Source organism: Alkalicoccobacillus gibsonii, assembly GCF_016798245.1.
GTDB classification, from domain to species: Bacteria; Bacillota; Bacilli; order Bacillales; family Bacillaceae_D; genus Alkalicoccobacillus; species Alkalicoccobacillus gibsonii.
On record NZ_JAEUZA010000001.1, the window covers coordinates 1,044,750 to 1,063,069 of the forward strand.

Annotated in this window: 22 protein-coding genes; all 22 read right to left on the reverse strand. The window is 40.3% G+C overall.

Features of this window, described 5'->3' with window-relative positions; translation table 11 throughout:
• Positions 1 to 5 precede the first annotated feature (5 nt).
• On the reverse strand, positions 6 to 899 hold the full coding sequence (locus tag JNO66_RS05670) for a MinD/ParA family protein (protein WP_203087218.1): 894 nt from the start codon (positions 897 to 899) through the stop codon (positions 6 to 8).
• A complete protein-coding gene (flhF, locus tag JNO66_RS05675) occupies positions 886 to 1,995 on the reverse strand; it encodes a flagellar biosynthesis protein FlhF (protein WP_203087219.1) in 1,110 nt (369 codons plus the stop codon). Before flhF ends, JNO66_RS05670 begins: the two co-directional genes overlap by 14 nt.
• A complete protein-coding gene (gene flhA / locus JNO66_RS05680; protein WP_203087220.1) occupies positions 1,992 to 4,034 on the reverse strand; it encodes a flagellar biosynthesis protein FlhA in 2,043 nt (680 codons plus the stop codon). Before flhA ends, flhF begins: the two co-directional genes overlap by 4 nt.
• A 20-nt stretch (positions 4,035 to 4,054) precedes the next feature.
• Positions 4,055 to 5,149 (reverse strand): flagellar biosynthesis protein FlhB, encoded by a 1,095-nt coding sequence (gene flhB, locus JNO66_RS05685; protein WP_203087523.1) that lies wholly within the window; start codon positions 5,147 to 5,149, stop codon positions 4,055 to 4,057.
• 16 nt (positions 5,150 to 5,165) lie between these two features.
• Positions 5,166 to 5,942 carry a flagellar biosynthetic protein FliR gene (fliR, locus tag JNO66_RS05690; protein WP_203087221.1) on the reverse strand — a complete coding sequence of 259 codons (777 nt, stop codon included), beginning with the start codon at positions 5,940 to 5,942 and terminating at the stop codon, positions 5,166 to 5,168.
• Positions 5,942 to 6,211 (reverse strand): flagellar biosynthesis protein FliQ, encoded by a 270-nt coding sequence (gene fliQ / locus JNO66_RS05695; RefSeq protein WP_203087222.1) that lies wholly within the window; start codon positions 6,209 to 6,211, stop codon positions 5,942 to 5,944. Before fliQ ends, fliR begins: the two co-directional genes overlap by 1 nt.
• Positions 6,212 to 6,224: 13 nt before the next feature.
• Positions 6,225 to 6,932, reverse strand: a complete 708-nt coding sequence (gene fliP / locus JNO66_RS05700; RefSeq protein WP_246483170.1) for a flagellar type III secretion system pore protein FliP — start codon at positions 6,930 to 6,932, stop codon at positions 6,225 to 6,227.
• Positions 6,929 to 7,615 (reverse strand): flagellar biosynthetic protein FliO, encoded by a 687-nt coding sequence (gene fliO, locus JNO66_RS05705; protein WP_210340778.1) that lies wholly within the window; start codon positions 7,613 to 7,615, stop codon positions 6,929 to 6,931. Before fliO ends, fliP begins: the two co-directional genes overlap by 4 nt.
• The gene (locus JNO66_RS05710; protein WP_203087224.1) at positions 7,590 to 7,952 is read right to left on the reverse strand and encodes a response regulator; all 363 of its coding nucleotides are present in this window, start codon (positions 7,950 to 7,952) and stop codon (positions 7,590 to 7,592) included. The genes fliO and JNO66_RS05710 overlap by 26 nt, the downstream gene beginning before the upstream one ends.
• A 17-nt stretch (positions 7,953 to 7,969) precedes the next feature.
• Entirely contained in the window at positions 7,970 to 9,124 is a 1,155-nt protein-coding gene (gene fliY / locus JNO66_RS05715) for a flagellar motor switch phosphatase FliY (protein WP_203087225.1), read from the reverse strand.
• On the reverse strand, positions 9,121 to 10,107 hold the full coding sequence (gene fliM / locus JNO66_RS05720; protein WP_203087226.1) for a flagellar motor switch protein FliM: 987 nt from the start codon (positions 10,105 to 10,107) through the stop codon (positions 9,121 to 9,123). The genes fliY and fliM overlap by 4 nt, the downstream gene beginning before the upstream one ends.
• Before the next feature lie 29 nt (positions 10,108 to 10,136).
• Positions 10,137 to 10,568, reverse strand: coding sequence for a flagellar basal body-associated protein FliL (gene fliL / locus JNO66_RS05725; RefSeq protein ID WP_203087227.1), 432 nt, complete (start codon positions 10,566 to 10,568; stop codon positions 10,137 to 10,139).
• Positions 10,569 to 10,781, reverse strand: a complete 213-nt coding sequence (locus tag JNO66_RS05730; RefSeq protein ID WP_203087228.1) for a flagellar FlbD family protein — start codon at positions 10,779 to 10,781, stop codon at positions 10,569 to 10,571.
• A 57-nt stretch (positions 10,782 to 10,838) separates the two neighbouring features.
• A complete protein-coding gene (gene flgG / locus JNO66_RS05735; protein ID WP_203087229.1) occupies positions 10,839 to 11,660 on the reverse strand; it encodes a flagellar basal body rod protein FlgG in 822 nt (273 codons plus the stop codon).
• A 70-nt stretch (positions 11,661 to 11,730) separates the two neighbouring features.
• Positions 11,731 to 12,111, reverse strand: a complete 381-nt coding sequence (locus tag JNO66_RS05740; protein WP_203087230.1) for a TIGR02530 family flagellar biosynthesis protein — start codon at positions 12,109 to 12,111, stop codon at positions 11,731 to 11,733.
• The gene (gene flgD, locus JNO66_RS05745) at positions 12,108 to 12,560 is read right to left on the reverse strand and encodes a flagellar hook assembly protein FlgD (RefSeq protein WP_203087231.1); all 453 of its coding nucleotides are present in this window, start codon (positions 12,558 to 12,560) and stop codon (positions 12,108 to 12,110) included. Before flgD ends, JNO66_RS05740 begins: the two co-directional genes overlap by 4 nt.
• Positions 12,561 to 12,581: 21 nt before the next feature.
• Positions 12,582 to 14,156 carry a flagellar hook-length control protein FliK gene (locus tag JNO66_RS20890; protein WP_203087232.1) on the reverse strand — a complete coding sequence of 525 codons (1,575 nt, stop codon included), beginning with the start codon at positions 14,154 to 14,156 and terminating at the stop codon, positions 12,582 to 12,584.
• Positions 14,157 to 14,170: 14 nt separating this feature from the next.
• Entirely contained in the window at positions 14,171 to 14,758 is a 588-nt protein-coding gene (locus JNO66_RS05755; RefSeq protein WP_203087233.1) for a MotE family protein, read from the reverse strand.
• Positions 14,759 to 14,770: 12 nt separating this feature from the next.
• Positions 14,771 to 15,208: a flagellar export protein FliJ gene (gene fliJ / locus JNO66_RS05760; protein ID WP_203087234.1), complete on the reverse strand. Its 438-nt coding sequence runs from the start codon at positions 15,206 to 15,208 to the stop codon at positions 14,771 to 14,773.
• 13 nt (positions 15,209 to 15,221) lie between these two features.
• Entirely contained in the window at positions 15,222 to 16,526 is a 1,305-nt protein-coding gene (fliI, locus tag JNO66_RS05765) for a flagellar protein export ATPase FliI (RefSeq protein ID WP_203087235.1), read from the reverse strand.
• On the reverse strand, positions 16,504 to 17,298 hold the full coding sequence (fliH, locus tag JNO66_RS05770; protein ID WP_203087236.1) for a flagellar assembly protein FliH: 795 nt from the start codon (positions 17,296 to 17,298) through the stop codon (positions 16,504 to 16,506). The genes fliI and fliH overlap by 23 nt, the downstream gene beginning before the upstream one ends.
• The gene (gene fliG / locus JNO66_RS05775; RefSeq protein WP_203087237.1) at positions 17,291 to 18,307 is read right to left on the reverse strand and encodes a flagellar motor switch protein FliG; all 1,017 of its coding nucleotides are present in this window, start codon (positions 18,305 to 18,307) and stop codon (positions 17,291 to 17,293) included. The genes fliH and fliG overlap by 8 nt, the downstream gene beginning before the upstream one ends.
• Between the last annotated feature and the right edge of the window lie 13 nt (positions 18,308 to 18,320).

The window sequence follows — 18,320 nt, forward strand, 5'->3', positions numbered from 1 at the left end:
TCTTCCTATCTATTCTTTTTATTCGTTAGTTGGTTGTTTCGTCGCTTTGAGCTATTAAACCACTTACCCAAACGTGTGAAAAAGGGTCTAGATTCACTTTCAGTTTCACGAGTCCCTTTAAACGAAAGGTAGGAATCAACAATTTGTTTTGTTGCTACACTTGCTTTCGCTTGCTTTTGAAAAACCGTATAAGGAACTTGAGATTTCACTGCTTTAGAAACCGTTCGATCGTGAGGTACCATACCAAGCTTGTGTAATTCGATATTTAAAAACCGCTTCGTTACATGAGATAAATTTGAAAGCGTCAGCTCTCCTTCACGGCTTGAATCGGTCTGATTGGCAATCGCATAAATTTGAGGCAAATCAGGCAGTAGTGCTAATTGCTTTAACAAGCTATAGGCATCCGTCAATGCGGTTGGTTCGGGTGTAGTAACAATAAACAAATCGTTTGCAGAAGAAAGGAGCTCTAAGCTCTCCTCTGTTACACCTGCACCTAGATCCAGAAAAATATAATCAAAGTGACCGGCAAGCGTTTGAAGCTGCTGCTGGAAGTAAGACAAATCCTCTTGAGAAAATGAAGTCATCTCACTAAGTCCCGTGCCGCCCGCAATATAAGAAATGCCATATGAAGTTGTTTCTATTACGTCCCAAACGGGAAGTCGGAGCTTAATCATGTCAAGTAAGTGATGTGCTTGCTGGACACCCATAATGACATCCACATTACCCATACCACTGTCCATATCTAAAATCACTGTGCGCTCACCAGTTGATTGAAGACTAATCGCTATATTGACACATAAATTAGACTTTCCTACTCCACCTTTGCCACTTGCAACGGCAATAACTCGTGCCTCAGAGGATTGGTTCATTAGTCTTCTTAAACTCTCAGCTTGATCCATCGAGTGTCATTCCTTCCAACACCGATTCTACAATGTGGTCAATACTCGCAGGGATTACATCATCCGGGACATTTTGGCCATTTGTTACATAAGCAATTCCAATCCCTTCGTTCAAACACACATTGATCAGAGCACCGTAGCTATTTGTTTCATCTCTTTTTGTAAAAATCACTTGATGAACAGCTAATTGGTTGAACTGTTTAAGCACTGCTACCATATCCGAGTATTTAGCTGTAAGTGCTAAAACAACGTATAAGCATGATTCCTCAGATAGGTGAATCGTTTTCTGTAATTCTTTTAAATAAAAGTCATGAGTGAAATTTCGACCTGCTGTATCAACTAACACCACATCATACGCTTCAAATTGTTCCATCGCTGCGTGAAAATCGTCTAGTGAATAAGCAACTTCAACTGGAACGTTAAGAATAGACGCATAGGTCTTTAATTGATCAATTGCCGCAATACGGTACGTATCGGTCGTTAAAATCGCTACCTTTTTTCCATGTTTGATAGAAGCTTCTGCCGCTAGCTTGGCGATTGTTGTGGTTTTGCCCACTCCAGTCGGCCCTGCAAAAATCATGAATTTCTTATTAAATGAAGATTGACCAATGGTCACCTGCTGCAAACGCCTTTTCAACCATTGTCTTGTAAAATTAATAACGGCAAGCGGCGTACGATTCACTTTCTCCTGGCTATACCAGAATCCAAATGCATCCTCCTTTAATTCCTCACGTATTGATTCACCTACACCTTGTAGATTGAGCTCAGTATCAATCTGCTTAATAAGCGCAGGAGCCTCTAGTTGAGTAGCTAAGGACACTGACTGTGTTTGAGGTACATGTGTCAGGATTTGCTCTACCTCTTTCTTTGTTTCTTGTAGAGATGGCTGAGATGGTTGCAATGGTTTTGTGGCAACAGCATGCTTTACTGGGTCAATGGCAGCTGTTACCTCTAGTTTCTTTTTAGCAAAAAAACCAAACCATCCACCTGTTGAAATTTCCTTGGTATGAAGAATGACCGCCTCACTACCTAATTCGCTCTTAATCTGTTGTAGGGCTTCAGGCATCGATTCTACTTGAAACTTTTTTAACTTCATTCTGCTTTCACCACTCCAACACTTTGGACTTCAATATCTACTTCAAGTTCGTTATATGAAAGAACCGGGACGTTTGGTAAATATCGTTCAAGCAACTGTCTTACATACATTCTGACAGCCGGTGAACATAAAAGAATTGCACTCTGACCCATTTGTGATAGACGGTTGGTTTCCTCAACCGCAGAATCCAAGATTTTTTGAGAATGAGCTGGATCCATTGATAGAAAAGAACCGTGCTCTGTTTGTTGAACAGAATCAGCAACAATCTTTTCGACCGCTCCGCTTAGTGTCACTACGTAGAGTGGCTCATTTTTAGTTGAGACCTGAGTTGAAATTTGCCTTGATAGTGACTGTCGCACATATTCCGTTAATAGATCCATATCCTTTGTCATTTGTCCGTAGTCTGCGAGTGTCTCAAAAATCATTGGCAGGTTACGGATAGACACATGTTCTTTTAAAAGATTCGTTAGCACACGTTGGATATCACCAATCGATAACAAGGAAGGTGTCGTTTCCTCTACCAGCACAGGATATGTTTCTTTAAGATGATCAATGAGCTGCCTTGTTTCCTGTCTGCCTAGTAACTCGTGCGCATGGCGTTTAATGATCTCGGTTAGGTGAGTAGAAACAACTGACGGCGGATCAACTACTGTGTAGCCTGACATCTCTGCACGTTCTTTCATTTCCTCGCCAATCCATAAGGCTGACAATCCAAAGGCTGGTTCAATCGTTTCAATTCCAACGATGCTATCATCTTCGAATCCTGGACTCATTGCCATGTAATGATCCAGTAGAACTTCCCCTTTTGCTACTTCATTGCCTTTAATCTTAATGACGTATTCATTTGCTTGTAATTGTATATTATCTCTAATTCGAATAACTGGTACGATCATTCCAAGCTCAATGGCCATCTGTCTACGAATCATAACGACTCGATCAAGTAAGTCCCCACCCTGATTCGCATCAGCTAACGGAATCAGTCCATAGCCAAACTCAAATTCAATCGGATCAATTTGTAGGAGGTTTACTACATTTTCAGGAGAACGCATCTCTTCTGAATCACTTTCCTCTGGTATATCTGGGGCAAGCTCCAGATTCGTTTCACGAGTTTTGATATTCTGTAGCTGCCAGCCTGCAAAGGCAAGTAATCCGGCCATTGAAAAAGTTAAGGTCTTACTGATGGGAGTAGCAACTCCTAGTAAAAAGATCGTCCCTGCTGTAACGTATAATAATTTTGGATAAGCTAAAATTTGTTTTGTAATATCATTACTTAAACTACCTTCAGAAGCAGCCTTTGTCACAATAATCCCTGTAGCTGTTGAAATTAAGAGAGCTGGGATCTGAGTGACAAGTCCGTCCCCTACTGTGAGCAAGGTATATGTAAGGACCGCAGTATTTAAGTCCATCCCCATTTGCATCATCCCAATGATAAGCCCAACAATCATATTGATGGCTACGATGATGATACTGGCAATCGCGTCCCCTTTAACAAACTTACTTGCACCATCCATTGATCCATAGAAGTCTGCTTCTTTCTCAATTTTTTCACGGCGCTGTTTAGCTTCTGCATCTGAGATCAACCCCGCATTTAAGTCAGCATCAATACTCATCTGCTTACCAGGCATCGCGTCGAGTGTGAATCTTGCCCCTACTTCAGAAACCCTTTCAGCACCCTTAGTAATAACAATGAATTGAATGATGACCAAGATAATAAAGACAACAAATCCGACCACTGCATTTCCACCTATTACGAAGTTTCCAAAAGTATCAATGACGTTCCCAGCATCTGCATTTCCTAGAATAGAACGAGTCGTTGATACACTTAAACCTAAACGAAACAGTGTAATTAACAGCAGTAACGTCGGAAAGATTGAAAACTGCAGTGAATCCGTTGTATTCATAGCCACTAAAATAATCAAAAGTGACAATGAAATATTAAAAATGATTAGTACATCAAGAATGGGAGGAGGAAGTGGAATAATCAGCATGATGATAATTAAAATAACTCCAAACAATACAGCTAAATCCTTTGCTTTCATAAGTGTTACGCCTCCCTTCCCTAGTTTTTATAATGACTATTCGCGCTGTGCGCTTCTTTTAATCGATACACATACGCTAATACTTCCGCGACTGATTTGAATAAATCGGTTGGAACCTGCTGACCAATATCCGTTTGATGATAAAGGGCCCTTGCAAGCACTCGATTTTCAACCATCGGAATGTTATGTTCTTGTGCGCGTTTTTTTATTCGTTGAGCAGAAAAGTCTACTCCTTTTGCCACAACGAACGGTGCCTCTGCTTTAGCTTCATCGTATTTCAGAACAACAGCAAAGTGAGTGGGGTTAGTAATCACCACATCTGCATTTGGAATCTCTTGCATCATCCGCTGCATCGCAAGCTCCATTTGCTTTTGCTTTCGTTTTGATTTAATACGAGGGTCACCCTCAATGTTTTTATGCTCGTCTTTAATATCTTTTTTTGACATTCGAATTTGTTTCTCATGGTCATATCGTTGATAGATATAATCTGGAATAGATAGGACCATAAGTAAGATCGCCACGGCAAGCCCCATAAGGACTGTTAACCATCCAATGACACTCATAGCATCTGTAACTGATTTCTGAGATAAGAGAAGCACCTCATCCAGGTGAGTCCAGATGATAAAGACAACCGTTGCTCCCACAAACGAAATCTTTAAAACAGATTTCACTAGCTCGACGAGTGACCTCGCAGAGAAAATGCGTTTAAAGCCTTTAATTGGATCTAATTTGTTTAGTTTTGCTTTTAATGGTTCCGTTGTGAACATGGCCCCTACTTGAATGAAGCTACCAAACGTACCAGCAAAGGCGGCTAGTAGCATGAGTGGAAGGACAGCTAAAAGTGCCTGAGTTGATATGGTAAGGAATAGCTCCGCAACTGACTCGGCTGTTACTTCTGTGATCAAGTAGTTGGTGAACATCTCTCTCTGCATATCAGCGAACATAGAGACAATCATTTCTCCGCCGTACATCCAGAGAAAGAGAAAAACAATGAGCATCATAAGAGAGGTATTAACATCTGTACTTTTTGGTACCTGCCCCTTTTTTCTCGTTTCATCTCTTTTTTTGGGTGTGGCTTTCTCTGTTTTTTCATCTGCAAACAATTGCAAATTCATTTTTAATAACAAGGTCTTACCCACCCCCAAGTAATTGAAGAAGTGTTCTCATTACGAGGATTGTTTCCTGAAAGAGTTTCTGGACAATCATCATAAATACAGCCATGTAAACCATAATGAGCGGAAGCCCTACTAATATTTTTAATGGCATCCCTACAACAAATACGTTCATTTGCGGAACGGTTCTTGAGACTAATCCTAAAGCCAAGTCTACTAAGAACAAACAGCCTGCAATTGGGAAAGCAATTTGAACGGCAACAATAAACATCGTTGCTAATATAGAAACAGCTTGGTTCAGCACACGTTCGTCACCAAAAGGTACTGATAGTTGGTCAATTGGGACGTATTGATAGCTATAGTAAATACCATCCAGTAACAAGTGATGTCCATTAACAGTTAGAAGAAATAACAATGCAAATGTATATAAGTATCCACCAGTTAAAGGACTTTGTGCTCCCGTTTGCGGATCGACGACATTCGCAATCATAAATCCCATCGTAAAGTCTATAAGTCCACCAGCAACCTGTATCGCATAAAGTAAGATCATGGCTGCAAGACCTACAGCCAACCCTACAGCAACTTCTTTTATAATGAGTAAAATATAATTCCAATTAAACACAAGCTCAGGTATATCAAAGGCTAGAACCATAATCCAAGCAAGCATAATGGAAAGTCCTAGTTTAAAAGTTACCGGAACTGACCGATGAGAATAGAGAGGCAAAACAACCATAAACGAACTAACACGTATAAAAATTAATAAAAAGGCTGGCAAGTATGCCGCAAGTTGTGTCATTATCCAATAAACCGATGTAAGTTAGAATAAATCTGGTAAGTGAAATTAGTAATTTGTCCTAACATCCAAGGACCAAATACAATTAGAGCAACTAACACTCCTACAATCTTCGGTATAAACGCAAGCGTTTGTTCTTGGATTTGAGTGGTCGCTTGAAAAATACTGACTAACAGCCCTAGCACTAATGCAATGATAAGAAGAGGGCCTGCAACAAGCAGCACGGTCCATACGCCATTTTCAGCAATACCAATAACAAATTCCTGACTCATAAACACCCTCTCCTTACTGGAAGCTAAGTAATAGTGATTGAACGATTAAGTACCAACCGTCAACAAGTACAAATAATAAGATTTTAAATGGTAATGCGATCATCACAGGAGGCAACATCATCATCCCCATGGACATCAGTACACTTGCAACAATCATGTCAATGACTAAAAAAGGAACAAAGATTAAAAACCCAATTTGAAAGGCCGTTTTAAGCTCACTAATTGCAAAAGCAGGTACGAGAACAGTTAGCGGAATATCCTCTAACGACTCAGGTCTTTCAAGCTCTGCATAACCCATAAATAAGGCTAAATCTTTTTCACGTGTATGCTTTGACATAAATTCTTTGATTGGTGCAGTGGCCCGGTCAAAGGCTTCTTCCTGTGTAATTTCATTATTCGCGAATGGTTGTAAGGCTTCTGTGTTAATTTCACTAAAAACAGGAGCCATAATAAAAAAGGTAATAAATAAAGCAATTCCAATGAGGACTTGGTTCGGCGGCATTGATTGTGTAGCAAGCCCTTGTCTTACAAAGGAAAGCACAATAATGATTCGTGTAAAGCAAGTCATCATAATTAAAATTGATGGAGCTAGCGTCAGTACCGTTAACAAAAGGAGCAATTGGATTGTTGTGGCTGCATTTTCGTTTGATCCAGTAAGACCAGTTAAATCAAAATTGTTTAATATACCTGTCGTTGAAAGAATCATCTGTTCCACACTCATGGCTGACGCTCCTTCATGACCTTCTCAAGCTCCACTTGTGACTTTGAGGCTTCTTGAAGCTTCTCTTGAAATAGATCTTGAAAAGCAGTTGGCGTTTTTACAGCGGCAGATTGTGTCTCACTTTGATTCTTTGATCTCGTAACCCTTGACTTTATCCAATCAAACGCTTTTTGAGCTGGAACTTGTAAGTTAGCCTGATCTTGATCTTCTTGAAGCCTTTTTAATTCATCTAATTCCTGTTCAGAATCAATTTCCTTTAGCAATTGTATAGACTCTCCTACTCCAACGACTAATACACGATCCCCCACTTTGATTAATTGAATCGACCGATTTGGCCCAAGTGGCATCCCACCGATGTTTTCTAATACTTGAGATTGTCTAAACGTCTTAGTTCGTTTTCCCAGAAAGCGCACAAGCCCATACATCAACGCAATAATGAGTGCCAATGATCCAATTAACTTAAGAACCGTTAAAAAGCCATTGCCTGGCACACCGGCTGGAACTTGAGCGTCGTCTGTTGTCCCCGTTTCTCCTAAACTAGCTGAATCACACTCTTCTTTAAAACTATCATCCACCATGCCATTGCAGTCTGCTGCCTCCGCTACATGAGCGGGAGACAGCATAATACTAACTACAAGGAGTACTAGAGGGAGAAGATTACGCAAGTGTCTTGTTAATCGCATCAATCACGCGCTCCGCCTGGAAAGGCTTCACAATAAAATCTTTTGCGCCAGCTTGAATGGCATCAATAACCATAGCTTGTTGCCCCATCGCCGAACACATAATAATTTTTGCATTTGGATCGAATAATTTAATTTCTTTTAAAGCACTAATCCCGTCTTTCTCAGGCATTGTAATATCCATCGTAACAAGATCAGGTGATAATTCTTTGTATTGTGTAACAGCTTCGTTTCCATCAGCTGCTTCGCCAACAACATCAAATCCGTTTTTCGTTAAAATATCCTTAATCATCATTCTCATGAAAGCTGCATCATCCACTACTAAAACTTTTTGACCCATTTCATTCATCCCCTATGCTATTTTAAATTTCGAATTCGTTCTGCTTGGCTCACGATATCTGTTACACGAACCCCAAAGTTCTCATCAATGACAACCACTTCACCTTTGGCAATCAGTTTTTCATTAACTAGAATGTCAACAGGCTCACCTGCTAGCTTATCTAACTCAATGATTGAGCCTTGAGTAAATTCAAGAATATCGCGGATAGACTTTGTTGTTCTACCAAGCTCAACCTTTACATTTAATGGAATATCTAAAAGCATGTCCAAATTGCCTGTTTGTGCACTTGTAAGCTGAGGTTGATCAAAGCTTTCAAATGCAGCTGGCTGAATGGTGCTTGCTCCTCTTCCCGACATTCCACCCACGTGCTGTGTTGTTTCTTTTGGCTCGATTTGAAATGCTTGCTCACTTGAAGCATCTTCTCTAATCGGCGTCTGTACAGCGGGCTCCGCAACAGCAGCTACTTCTTCAACGACTTGAGGTTCTTCTGGATTTGTCAAATTTTTAATAAATTCCTTTGCAAAATGTAATGTAACAATTTGCATAATCTTCGAATCAATTAGGTCGCCTACTTGAAGCTGAAACGATATTTTTACGAGTATTTCTTCTGGGGGAACATAATCCGTGTTCTCTCCATTTTTGATATCCATTACATCAACAGATGGTGGTGAGATATCAATTTTCATATTGAACAACGTTGACATCGATGTAGAAGCGGAACCCATCATCTGATTCATCGCTTCCTGCACAGCGCTGATATGCATATCTGTTAAATCTTCAAGTGGGTTGGTTCCATCTCCACCAAGCATAAGATCAGCTATGATCGCCGCATCCGTTGTTTTAATCATTAAAAGATTTGAGCCTTCAAACCCTTCTGTATACTCTACTTTTACTGCTACGTGAGGACGCGGGAATTCTTGGTCAAGGAATTTCTTCTCAACGACCGTTACCTCAGGTGTCGTTATATCAACTTTTTGGTTAAGTAGTGAAGACAAAGCAGTCGCAGAACTACCAAACGAAATATTTCCTATTTCGCCCAGCGTATCTTTCTCCATATCTGTTAAGTATTCATTTGTATCTAGACTTGGTGCTGGTTTGTCTTTGTCCTGATCACTATCCATACCGTTCAGCAATGCATTAATTTCTTCTTGAGAGAGCATGCCGTCACTCATTCATCTGCCTCCTCTAATACTTCCGTCACTTGAACAGCTAATTTGTTTTTTTGCTTTCCTGGCTGCGCTAAGTACTTCGTTTCTCCACCTACACTTAATAAAAGCGGATGATGAATCGATTGATTTAACTCAATGACATCACCATGTCCTAAGTGAAGAAATTCCTGTACTGTCATTTCCGACCGACCAAGCTCCGCCTGAACAAGCAATGGCGTATCACGTACTTGCTTTTCAAGCTGTTTTTGTTCGTTTGGACTACGCAGCTTCTTTTTTTCTTGAAGCCAATAATGATTGGATAGCTTTGGAAGAATTTCCTCAAGCACCATGTGAGGCAAACAAATGGTGATCATTCCTGATGTTTCAGCGATATTTGTTACAAGTGAAATAACAACAACGGTTTCGTTTGGAGGAACCATTTGTAAAAATTGCGGATTCACTTCAATCTCGTCAAGAATCGGATCCATCTCAATCACTGAACTCCACGCTTCTGTAAAGCTATCTAACGTTCGCTGAAACAGTGCCGACATAATCTTCGTTTCAATTTCAGTTAAACTGTCGATCTTATTTACACTGACACCTTTTCCACCCATTAAACGATCAAGCATGGCATATGCAATGTTCGGATTCACTTCCATTAAGATGCGTCCATTTAAAGGAACAGGTTCAAATACATTTAAAATGGTCATCTTTGGAATTGAACTGATAAATTCCTCATATGGCAGCTGATCAACGGATGCTACATGAATTTGAACAAAGGTGCGAAGCTGTGCTGAAAAAAAGGTCGTGAGTAACCTAGAGAAATTCTCATGAATTCGTGTTAGGCTGCGAATCTGTTCTTTAGAGAACCTGAGTGCCCGCTTAAAGTCGTACACTCTAACCTTTTTCTGCGTTTCTTCTTTTTTAAGCTCCTCCGCATTCATCTCGCCTGTTGATAATGCGGAAAGGAGCGCATCTATTTCACCTTGCGACAGTACATCTGCCAATGGACTCACCTCTTAATTCATCACCATACTTATTGCAAAACCCATTCAGTCATATAGACCTTTTGAACTGTTCCCTCTTGCATGAGTTCATTAATTTGTTCTTTCAACTCTTCTTCAAGAGCTGTTTTCCCATCAGGTCCACTTAGATCGGACGCTTCTTTTCCCGATAACGTTGTAATGATGACATTTGTCACCTGAAAATCTCTTTTTTCCAGTTCATGTAGCGCATCTTTACTATCTAATTGAATCTTGTACTTTGAGCGTACAAACCCATTATTTAATAGATTAGTCGTTAACTCTTCCGTATCATAAGAGCGTTCAATAATTTCATCAATCGTTGGCTCTGCATTTTCTGTTTCACCTGCGGTTATGTAGTCCCATGATAGAAAGACCGCTCCACCAGCTACAGCTAACGTTAAAAACATGACTAGCAAAATAACACCTAGCTTACTTTTAAACACTTACTTCCCTCCTTTTTTAAAAACTGATCCAAGGACCCCCACTTTCTCAAAGCAATCATTTATTAATGTATAAACGTCTTCAATCTCATTTTTGACAATGATCTTTTTACCACCTATTAACGTAATACTTGTTTCTGGGATCGCTTCTACTTGCTCAATTAACAAAGCATTTAACAGGAAAAATTGTCCATTCAGTCTCTGTAATCGTATCATTCCGTTATGTAGCAGGCACTAAGGTGCCTGCATGCCTCCTATACTAAAATCAGTTGATTATCGTTTTAAACTAAGAAGCTCTTGTAAAATTTCATCGGAAGTTGTGATGATTTTTGAATTTGATTGGAATCCACGTTGAGCAACAATCATTTCTGTAAACTCTTCTGAAAGGTCGACGTTTGACATTTCAAGAGAAGAAGAGTTTATCGCACCCGTTCCATTTGCACCTGGTGCACCAATGGCCGATGGTTGACCAGAGTTAGCAGTAGGGATAAACAAGTTTCCACCAACCTTAGATAAACCACTCGTATTTGAAAATTTCACTAAACCAATCTGTCTTTCAGTTATTGCCACATCTTCATTAGAGCCGACGATGTTGATTGAACCATCCTTACCAATCGAAAAGCTTGCAATATCATTAAGATCTCCACCAACCATATCGATTACGCTAATGGTTGCATTATCACTACCTAATACACGATAGCCTTCTGCAGTAACTAAAAATCCCTCTTCGTCTAAGTAAAAGTTACCTGAACGTGTGTAAAAATTTTGATCCCCATCTGTTACCGCGAAGTATCCATCTCCTTCAATGGCTAAATCCAATGAACGACCGGTAAACTGGCTTGTTGCCCCCTCATGAATCGTATCAATGGATCCTAGTGTTGAACCTGCCCCTACTTGTTTGGAGTTAATACCGCCACGTCCACCATCCTGAGCAGCCGTTGCTCCTGCTAGCTGTTGACTGACTAGATCCTGGAATGTCACACGACTTTTCTTAAAGCCGTATGTATTTACGTTTGCGATGTTGTTACCAATTACGTCAAGTTTCGTTTGAAAGTTTTTCATACCGGAAATTCCTGAATACATCGATTTAATCATCTACATTCGCTCCTTTTATTAACTGCTTCAATCACTCCACAGTTATGTGGCATCCCTTTGTGGGTCCTGCCTAAAATGATGAATCTAAAAGAATGGTTCCATTAATATTTGTAAATATATGACTTGCAGCTTCATTGCGATTAAGTGCTGTTATAATGGTTTGACTTTTGGTATTAGCTACGAGCGCGGCGTCTTTTGTTACAACTAACGCGTCCGTAATGCCCTTTTGACTTGCTTCTTTTAGTTTTTCAGAGATAACGTTCCATTCAGATTGATTCATTTGAATTCCCCGTTGATGAAGTCGTTCATTGGCATGCTTGCTAATCGTAATTTTTTGTTGCTCGCTTTTTAGCATTTGACCAAACGATTCATTCGATTGTTGATGGACTTTTGCATTTAATGAAGCTTGTGCTCTGTAACCTGGTTTAATATGAAGCGTTGGATCAATCATTCACCTTGATCCTTAATGCCCTGAGCAATTCCTACGATTTGTTTTTCTAAGATCCATGTACCATCATCTAAACCAATTTGAAGAACTCGGTCTCGGTCGTATTTTACAGACGTAACCTTCGCCGTCTTTTGTTCTCCTTCAACCGATGTGGAATCAGCGATCTCATACGTAATTTCTTTATCAATTAATTCACTATACTGCAACAGCGTTTGTTTTGATTGAGATTGAACAAAAGATTCTAATGTTTTGTTCATGTTTGTCATTTGTTCTAGTGATGAGAAGGTTGCCATCTGCGCAATAAATTCTCGGTCGTCAACTGGATTACTTGGATCTTGGTTTTGTAATTGAATTAAAAGTAGTTTTAAAAAATCATCCTTACCTAAGCTATCTCCACTTCGGACAGCTTGAGAAGGTTTTGGTAACGAATAATCGTTTGAAATAGATGTCATCGTATTCACCTACCATTCTTGTTATGAAAACAAACCTTCTAATAATGATTTAAACGAAAAGCTTGTCTCAGCTCGTGAATTTTGTTCATTTTCTTGATGTTCCTGTTGATCTCTCTGTTCTTGTTCATGTTGTTGCTGCTGATCCTTATTCACAAACTCTTCTACATCAATTTGATCAAACGTGACATTTTGAGAATGAAGCGCTTGTCTTAATTGTGGCAAGCTTCGTTCCACTAAATCTTTAGTCGCACTTGATTCTGCAATAATTTGTGCCGCGAGCTTCTGACCATTTTGAATCACTTGAATCTGTAACTTTCCTAGATGTTCAGGAAAAAGTCTTAATGTTAACGTTGTTTGTCCATCTGATCGTAGATTCATTGAGCCTTGTTGCAGAATCCGTTGTAGTGTTTTAACAAACCGTCTTTCTTCTGTTTGTCCTTCGGCTTTCAACACTTCTGATGGCTGTAGTACTCGATCAGAGGCATGTACAGTTTTATCTGGTAAAACAAGACTCTCGTTCATTACGGACGGCTTATTTGATTCATTTTTCACAGATCCATTGAGAGTATGTTGCGCCACCGCTTGATTTGGATTTAGAGTTTCAGCTTTTTCAACTTTTGATTCAGTGAACACTGATTTAAAAGGATCCTCCATCGCTTTTTGTGATGTTTTATCTCCTTTTAATTGCAATAGCAACCTTTCAAGCTCTTCTGAGGACTCTAATTCAGTGGGTGTGACCTCATCCATGACCAGCGTCTTGCTAGCAGTTGGACGTACAATCTCTTTAATCGTAGTTATTAATTGTTTAAGTGTAGTTCGATTCTTTGAATGGAAAAAGGTTTCTACTTGTTGTTCCACTTGTTGAACAAGTTCAGCATTTTGTGATAAAAGAATTTGTCCAGGCACATTCTCACTTACTTTAATGGCATCTAGCAGACGTTCTATTGTTTGATCTTCAATCGATTGCTTATCTTGAAACTGGTAAGCTTGCATGACTGAGACAGGCATTCTATAAACGGTTGATTGCCTATTCATTTGAGTTTTTTCTTCTAATGAAGAATCTTTTATTTTTGATTCATCTGTCAAAGAACGATTCTCTTTTTCCGTCCCAATAACCATTTTACTTTGGTCATTAGATGTGGACTCATTTCTACTCGCTTCAGGTTTCAGCTCTATTTGGTTCACGTTGCTTCTTGGAATCATTACTGGATCATTTGTTGTTTCATTTGATAACGATTCATCCTGAGTGGTAGATAAAACATGCAAGATCAAGCTCGTTAACTCTTCTGGGTCAAAGTGTTCAGCTAATTCGTGTGCCTCAGCATTTAAAAAAGGTACTAGTGCTTCTTCAATCTCAACATCATCATGTTCTTTGTGTTTAATTGATTCAGATTCAACTGGTTCTTTAAGTGGCGGTTCTGTATGTGTCTCTTCAAGCTGTAAAAGTACATCTGAAAAGGATGGTAAGAATGAATCGTCAGAGTGTGGTGCTTCAACAGCCGTTGATTCACTTCCATAGCTTGTGCTTTGAGACCTAACTTGAGAACCAACCCCCACAAAACCTTTTACACTTTGAAATGGTATAAACTGATTCACGTTTTCACCTCCCTTCAATTCACCTCATCAGACCAGGCACGTACGACATCAGCGGCAAGGGGCGCTTCCATTTTGGCTAAAATGGCAGACCTAGTTTCTGTTTTCACGTCTTTAAGTTGGGTGAGAATCTCATCAACTGTTAATTCGTTTAAGATGGCCGCAGCAGCTTTAGCTGACATTTGTTCGTAGGTTTTTGCAAGCTGCTTGTTACGCTCCGCTACCGTCATATCGGTTGTCTCAATAGTAGTGCTTTCTTCAGCTTCAGCTGCATTTGCTTGAGCTTGATCTAATTGTTCCTGAGTATCCTCTAACCTTTGAGTGGCTTCTTCTAGTTGGCTTTTTGTTTGCTCAAGCTCCACTTGTAAGCTTGAATTCTCTGCTCTTAAATCATTGGGTGTTTCCGTAGAAGGGACTTCTTCTTCAGAAACAAGAGATGAAAGAACTGGTACATCTTGTGCCCATTGTTTACTACTTCCTAGTACATCAAAACCAAATAAAGGAGCAACAAAAAATAGAACAAGTAAGCAAACAACGATGAGAGGCAATACAACAGCGAGCAACATCGTTTTCAAGCCACTACTTCTCTTATCTTCTTTTGTCATGTTTTCACCCTCTTACTGTCTGACAAATCGTTGCACTGAAATTTCATCCATACTTACCTGTTCCAAACGATTTTCCTCTACCACAAATTGCATTCGTTTCTTTTCACGGATCTTCTCATGCTTTTTGTGTTCAAATGAGGCATCTAGAAGTAATTGATGCTTCTCTTCCATTTTGGCTCTAGCAAGCTGTGTTCGTTTTTGTTGCTTCACAATCGCTTCTTGGAGAAATAACATACTGGCTTGCATGGATTGAATATCGAGAACGGAAACCAAGCTTGATAGTTTTGCACGTGCATCTTCCTCAAGTGCTTCTTTCCGTTTGAGTAAATGGTATAGCTCTGTCGCGACCTCTTCAAAGGTTTTTACAGCACTTGAATAAACGTTCTCAGCTTCTTCCTTTTCTCGCTCTTTTAAATCCATTAGTTTCTGTAAGGAATAGCGAAACTGCAAGGTAGGAACCTCCTTAGAATCGATCAACTAATTGTCGTTCTGTTTCTTCAAATGTGACTTGTTCATTTGTCGCTTGCTTAATGAAAGCTACAATATCAGGATGTGCGGCCACTGCTTCATCGAGCTTTGCATTAGATCCTCTTTTGTACGCCCCAATTGAGATTAAATCTTCTGCATCTGTATAAATTGATAACAATTCGCGTAACGTAGCAGCCGCGGTTTTATGTTGAGTAGATACAATGTCACTCATCACGCGCGACACACTCTTTAATACATGAATGGCAGGAAATTGACCCTTGTTCGCTAATTGACGATCTAAAACGAGATGTCCGTCGAGGATTCCGCGAACAGCGTCAGCAATCGGTTCGTTCATATCATCTCCGTCTACTAGCACAGTGTAAAAAGCTGTAATACTACCGTGCTCATTCGTTCCTGAACGCTCTAAGAGCTTCGGAAGCATAGCGAATACTGAAGGTGGATACCCTTTTGTTGTTGGTGGTTCACCAATTGCAAGTCCTATTTCACGCTGAGCCATTGCAAATCGTGTGACCGAATCCATCATTAAATTGACGCTGAGCCCCTGGTCTCTGAAATACTCAGCCACTGCTGTTGCAGTCATTGCGCCTTTTACTCGCATGAGGGCCGGTTGATCAGAGGTTACGACGAGAAGGACCGTTTTTTTCATCCCTTCTTCACCTAAATCACGCTCAACAAAGTCTCGCACCTCGCGTCCACGCTCTCCAATAAGAGCAATCACATTCACATCCGCAGTGGAGTATTTCGCGATCATTGCTAGTAAAGTACTTTTTCCAACACCACTTCCTGCAAAAATCCCCATTCGTTGACCTTTACCAACACTAAACAATCCATCAATTACACGTACACCAAGTCCTAAACGCTCAGTAATTCGAGGGCGTTGTAACGGGTTTGGTGGAGACTGCTCGGCAGGAACCCATGCCACTGGCTCTTTCATGCTTGAAGTTGTTAAAGGTTGACCAACTGCATCAATAATTTGACCGATTAAGCTCGGTCCTACTGGGACGCTTAACGATTTTTCTGTGCACTCAACTAAATTACCTGGCGCAATTTCCACCGTATCTGAGAATGGCATTAATAACACATTGTTTTCTTTAAACCCGACAACCTCTGCTTGGATTCTCCCAATCCCATTCCTTCCGGAGTGAATAAAGCAAATGTCACCTACAGCAGCGATCGGTCCAGTAGATTCAATAGTTAAACCAACGACTCGTGTGACCTTGCCATACCACTTTCTCGTCGACATCGTTGAAAGTGAATCAACTAGCGCTTGACTGATCATGACTAGTTCCCTCTTGATGTTTTAATAATTGTCCTTTTAAAGCTTCTAGTTGATGATCAATTGAGGTGTTTAATCTTCCTTGTTTTGTCTCAATTCTACAAGCATCCTCTTCTAGCGTGAGATCTGGGACAATCAGAAGATCGCCGTCTGGCGGTAAAACAACAAGAAGCTCTTGCTTTTGATTTACAACCTTTTCGTACCAGGTTGGATGAACAAAAAGCTGGATGTCATTATGATCTCTGGCTTCAAGTACTTGACCTTTTAGAAATTGAAGAACCGTTTGATCGGAAGTAACTTCCTTACCCAATATTTTCTCTGCAATGGCACAAGCAAGCTGAATCATTTCGGGTTCAGCATCCTTCAACTTCTGTTCTTTCTCACGCTGTGCTTGATCAATCACAGCCTGCGCCTCAATAATTTTGTCGCTATAGGTTGCCCAAGCAGCTTGCTCGCCTTCTTGATAACCCGCTTCATAGCCTTTTGTCCGGTTTTCTTCAAACAGTTGTTCTGCCTGAAGCGCCATTTCTTTTTCTTTTCGTTCAAATAATTCTGTTAGTTGTTCTGATTGTTGTTCTGCCCGAGCCATCATATCTTGTGCTTGATTTTCCATTTCAATGAGGCGATTTTCGGCAATTTGTTGAGCTAATTCAACCTCATCAAGCGCTGAATCGGCTTCTGTCCAATTGTCAGTTCTATTCCATAATGGTTTAATTGCGATACTCCGCTTCGTTTGAAGTGACGCATCTGCTTTAGATTTAATGATCCTAGACAAGAACGTCATCTCCTCCGCCTCTGGCGACCACTATTTCTCCGGATTCTTCTAACTTACGGATGACAGCTACGATGCGAGATTGTGCTTCTTCAACATCACGCAACCTGACAGGTCCCTTGTATTCCATTTCGTCTCGGAAAGCATCTGCCATACGTTGAGACATATTGCCGAAAACAATGTCTTTTACTTCTTCGCTCGCTACTTTTAGCGACAACTGTAAATCTTCATTTTCCACATCGCGAATGATTCGTTGAATTGAACGATTATCAAGCGTAACAATGTCCTCAAAGACAAACATTCTCTTTTTAATTTCTTCAGCTAATTCAGGATCTTGAATTTCAAGGGCATCTAAGATTGTACGTTCTGTTGAGCGATCTACTCCATTTAATACTTCGACGACTGCTTCGACGCCTCCAGCCTCGGTGTAGTCCTGAGTCACGGATTGTGAAAGCTTCTCCTCCAGAATCATTTCCACCTGGCTCACAATTTCAGGAGACGTGCTATCCATAATAGCAATTCTTCGTGCAACATCCGCTTGCACTTCTTGAGGAAGTTCGGATAGAATTTGTCCTGCCTGTGCCGAATCTAAATAAGACAAGATTAATGCAATCGTCTGCGGATGCTCATGTTGGATAAAATTCAGGATCTGGTTTGGATCAGCTTTCCGCGCAAAATCAAACGGTCTAACTTGTAGCGTTGACGTTAGACGATTGATAATTTGCATCGCGTTCTCTTCACCAAGCGCTTTTTCTAAAATGCTTTTGGCATAACCGATTCCACCTTGAGAGATATAGTCTTGAGCCATCACGATATGATGAAACTGTTCAAGCACCTCATCCTTCACTGAGCTTTCTACTTTACGAATGTTTGAGATTTCCAAGGAAAGCTGTTCAATTTCTTCTTCAGTTAAATGCTTATATATTTGAGCTGAGACGTCTGGCCCAAGAGAGATGAGTAAAACAGCTGCTTTTTGTCTGCCTGTTAATTCTTTGTTTGAAGCTCTAGCCACTTCTCTGCCTCCT

Coding starts and splice junctions, on each gene's coding strand:
- JNO66_RS05670 (WP_203087218.1), bottom strand. CDS start 899: ATGGATCAAGCTGAGAGTTTAAGAAGACTAATGAACCAATCCTCTGAG.
- flhF (WP_203087219.1), bottom strand. CDS start 1,995: ATGAAGTTAAAAAAGTTTCAAGTAGAATCGATGCCTGAAGCCCTACAA.
- flhA (WP_203087220.1), bottom strand. CDS start 4,034: ATGAAAGCAAAGGATTTAGCTGTATTGTTTGGAGTTATTTTAATTATC.
- flhB (WP_203087523.1), bottom strand. CDS start 5,149: ATGAATTTGCAATTGTTTGCAGATGAAAAAACAGAGAAAGCCACACCC.
- fliR (WP_203087221.1), bottom strand. CDS start 5,942: ATGACACAACTTGCGGCATACTTGCCAGCCTTTTTATTAATTTTTATA.
- fliQ (WP_203087222.1), bottom strand. CDS start 6,211: ATGAGTCAGGAATTTGTTATTGGTATTGCTGAAAATGGCGTATGGACC.
- fliP (WP_246483170.1), bottom strand. CDS start 6,932: ATGAGTGTGGAACAGATGATTCTTTCAACGACAGGTATATTAAACAAT.
- fliO (WP_210340778.1), bottom strand. CDS start 7,615: ATGCGATTAACAAGACACTTGCGTAATCTTCTCCCTCTAGTACTCCTT.
- JNO66_RS05710 (WP_203087224.1), bottom strand. CDS start 7,952: ATGGGTCAAAAAGTTTTAGTAGTGGATGATGCAGCTTTCATGAGAATG.
- fliY (WP_203087225.1), bottom strand. CDS start 9,124: ATGAGTGACGGCATGCTCTCTCAAGAAGAAATTAATGCATTGCTGAAC.
- JNO66_RS05730 (WP_203087228.1), bottom strand. CDS start 10,781: ATGATACGATTACAGAGACTGAATGGACAATTTTTCCTGTTAAATGCT.
- flgG (WP_203087229.1), bottom strand. CDS start 11,660: ATGATTAAATCGATGTATTCAGGAATTTCCGGTATGAAAAACTTTCAA.
- JNO66_RS05740 (WP_203087230.1), bottom strand. CDS start 12,111: ATGATTGATCCAACGCTTCATATTAAACCAGGTTACAGAGCACAAGCT.
- flgD (WP_203087231.1), bottom strand. CDS start 12,560: ATGACATCTATTTCAAACGATTATTCGTTACCAAAACCTTCTCAAGCT.
- JNO66_RS05755 (WP_203087233.1), bottom strand. CDS start 14,758: ATGACAAAAGAAGATAAGAGAAGTAGTGGCTTGAAAACGATGTTGCTC.
- fliI (WP_203087235.1), bottom strand. CDS start 16,526: ATGATCAGTCAAGCGCTAGTTGATTCACTTTCAACGATGTCGACGAGA.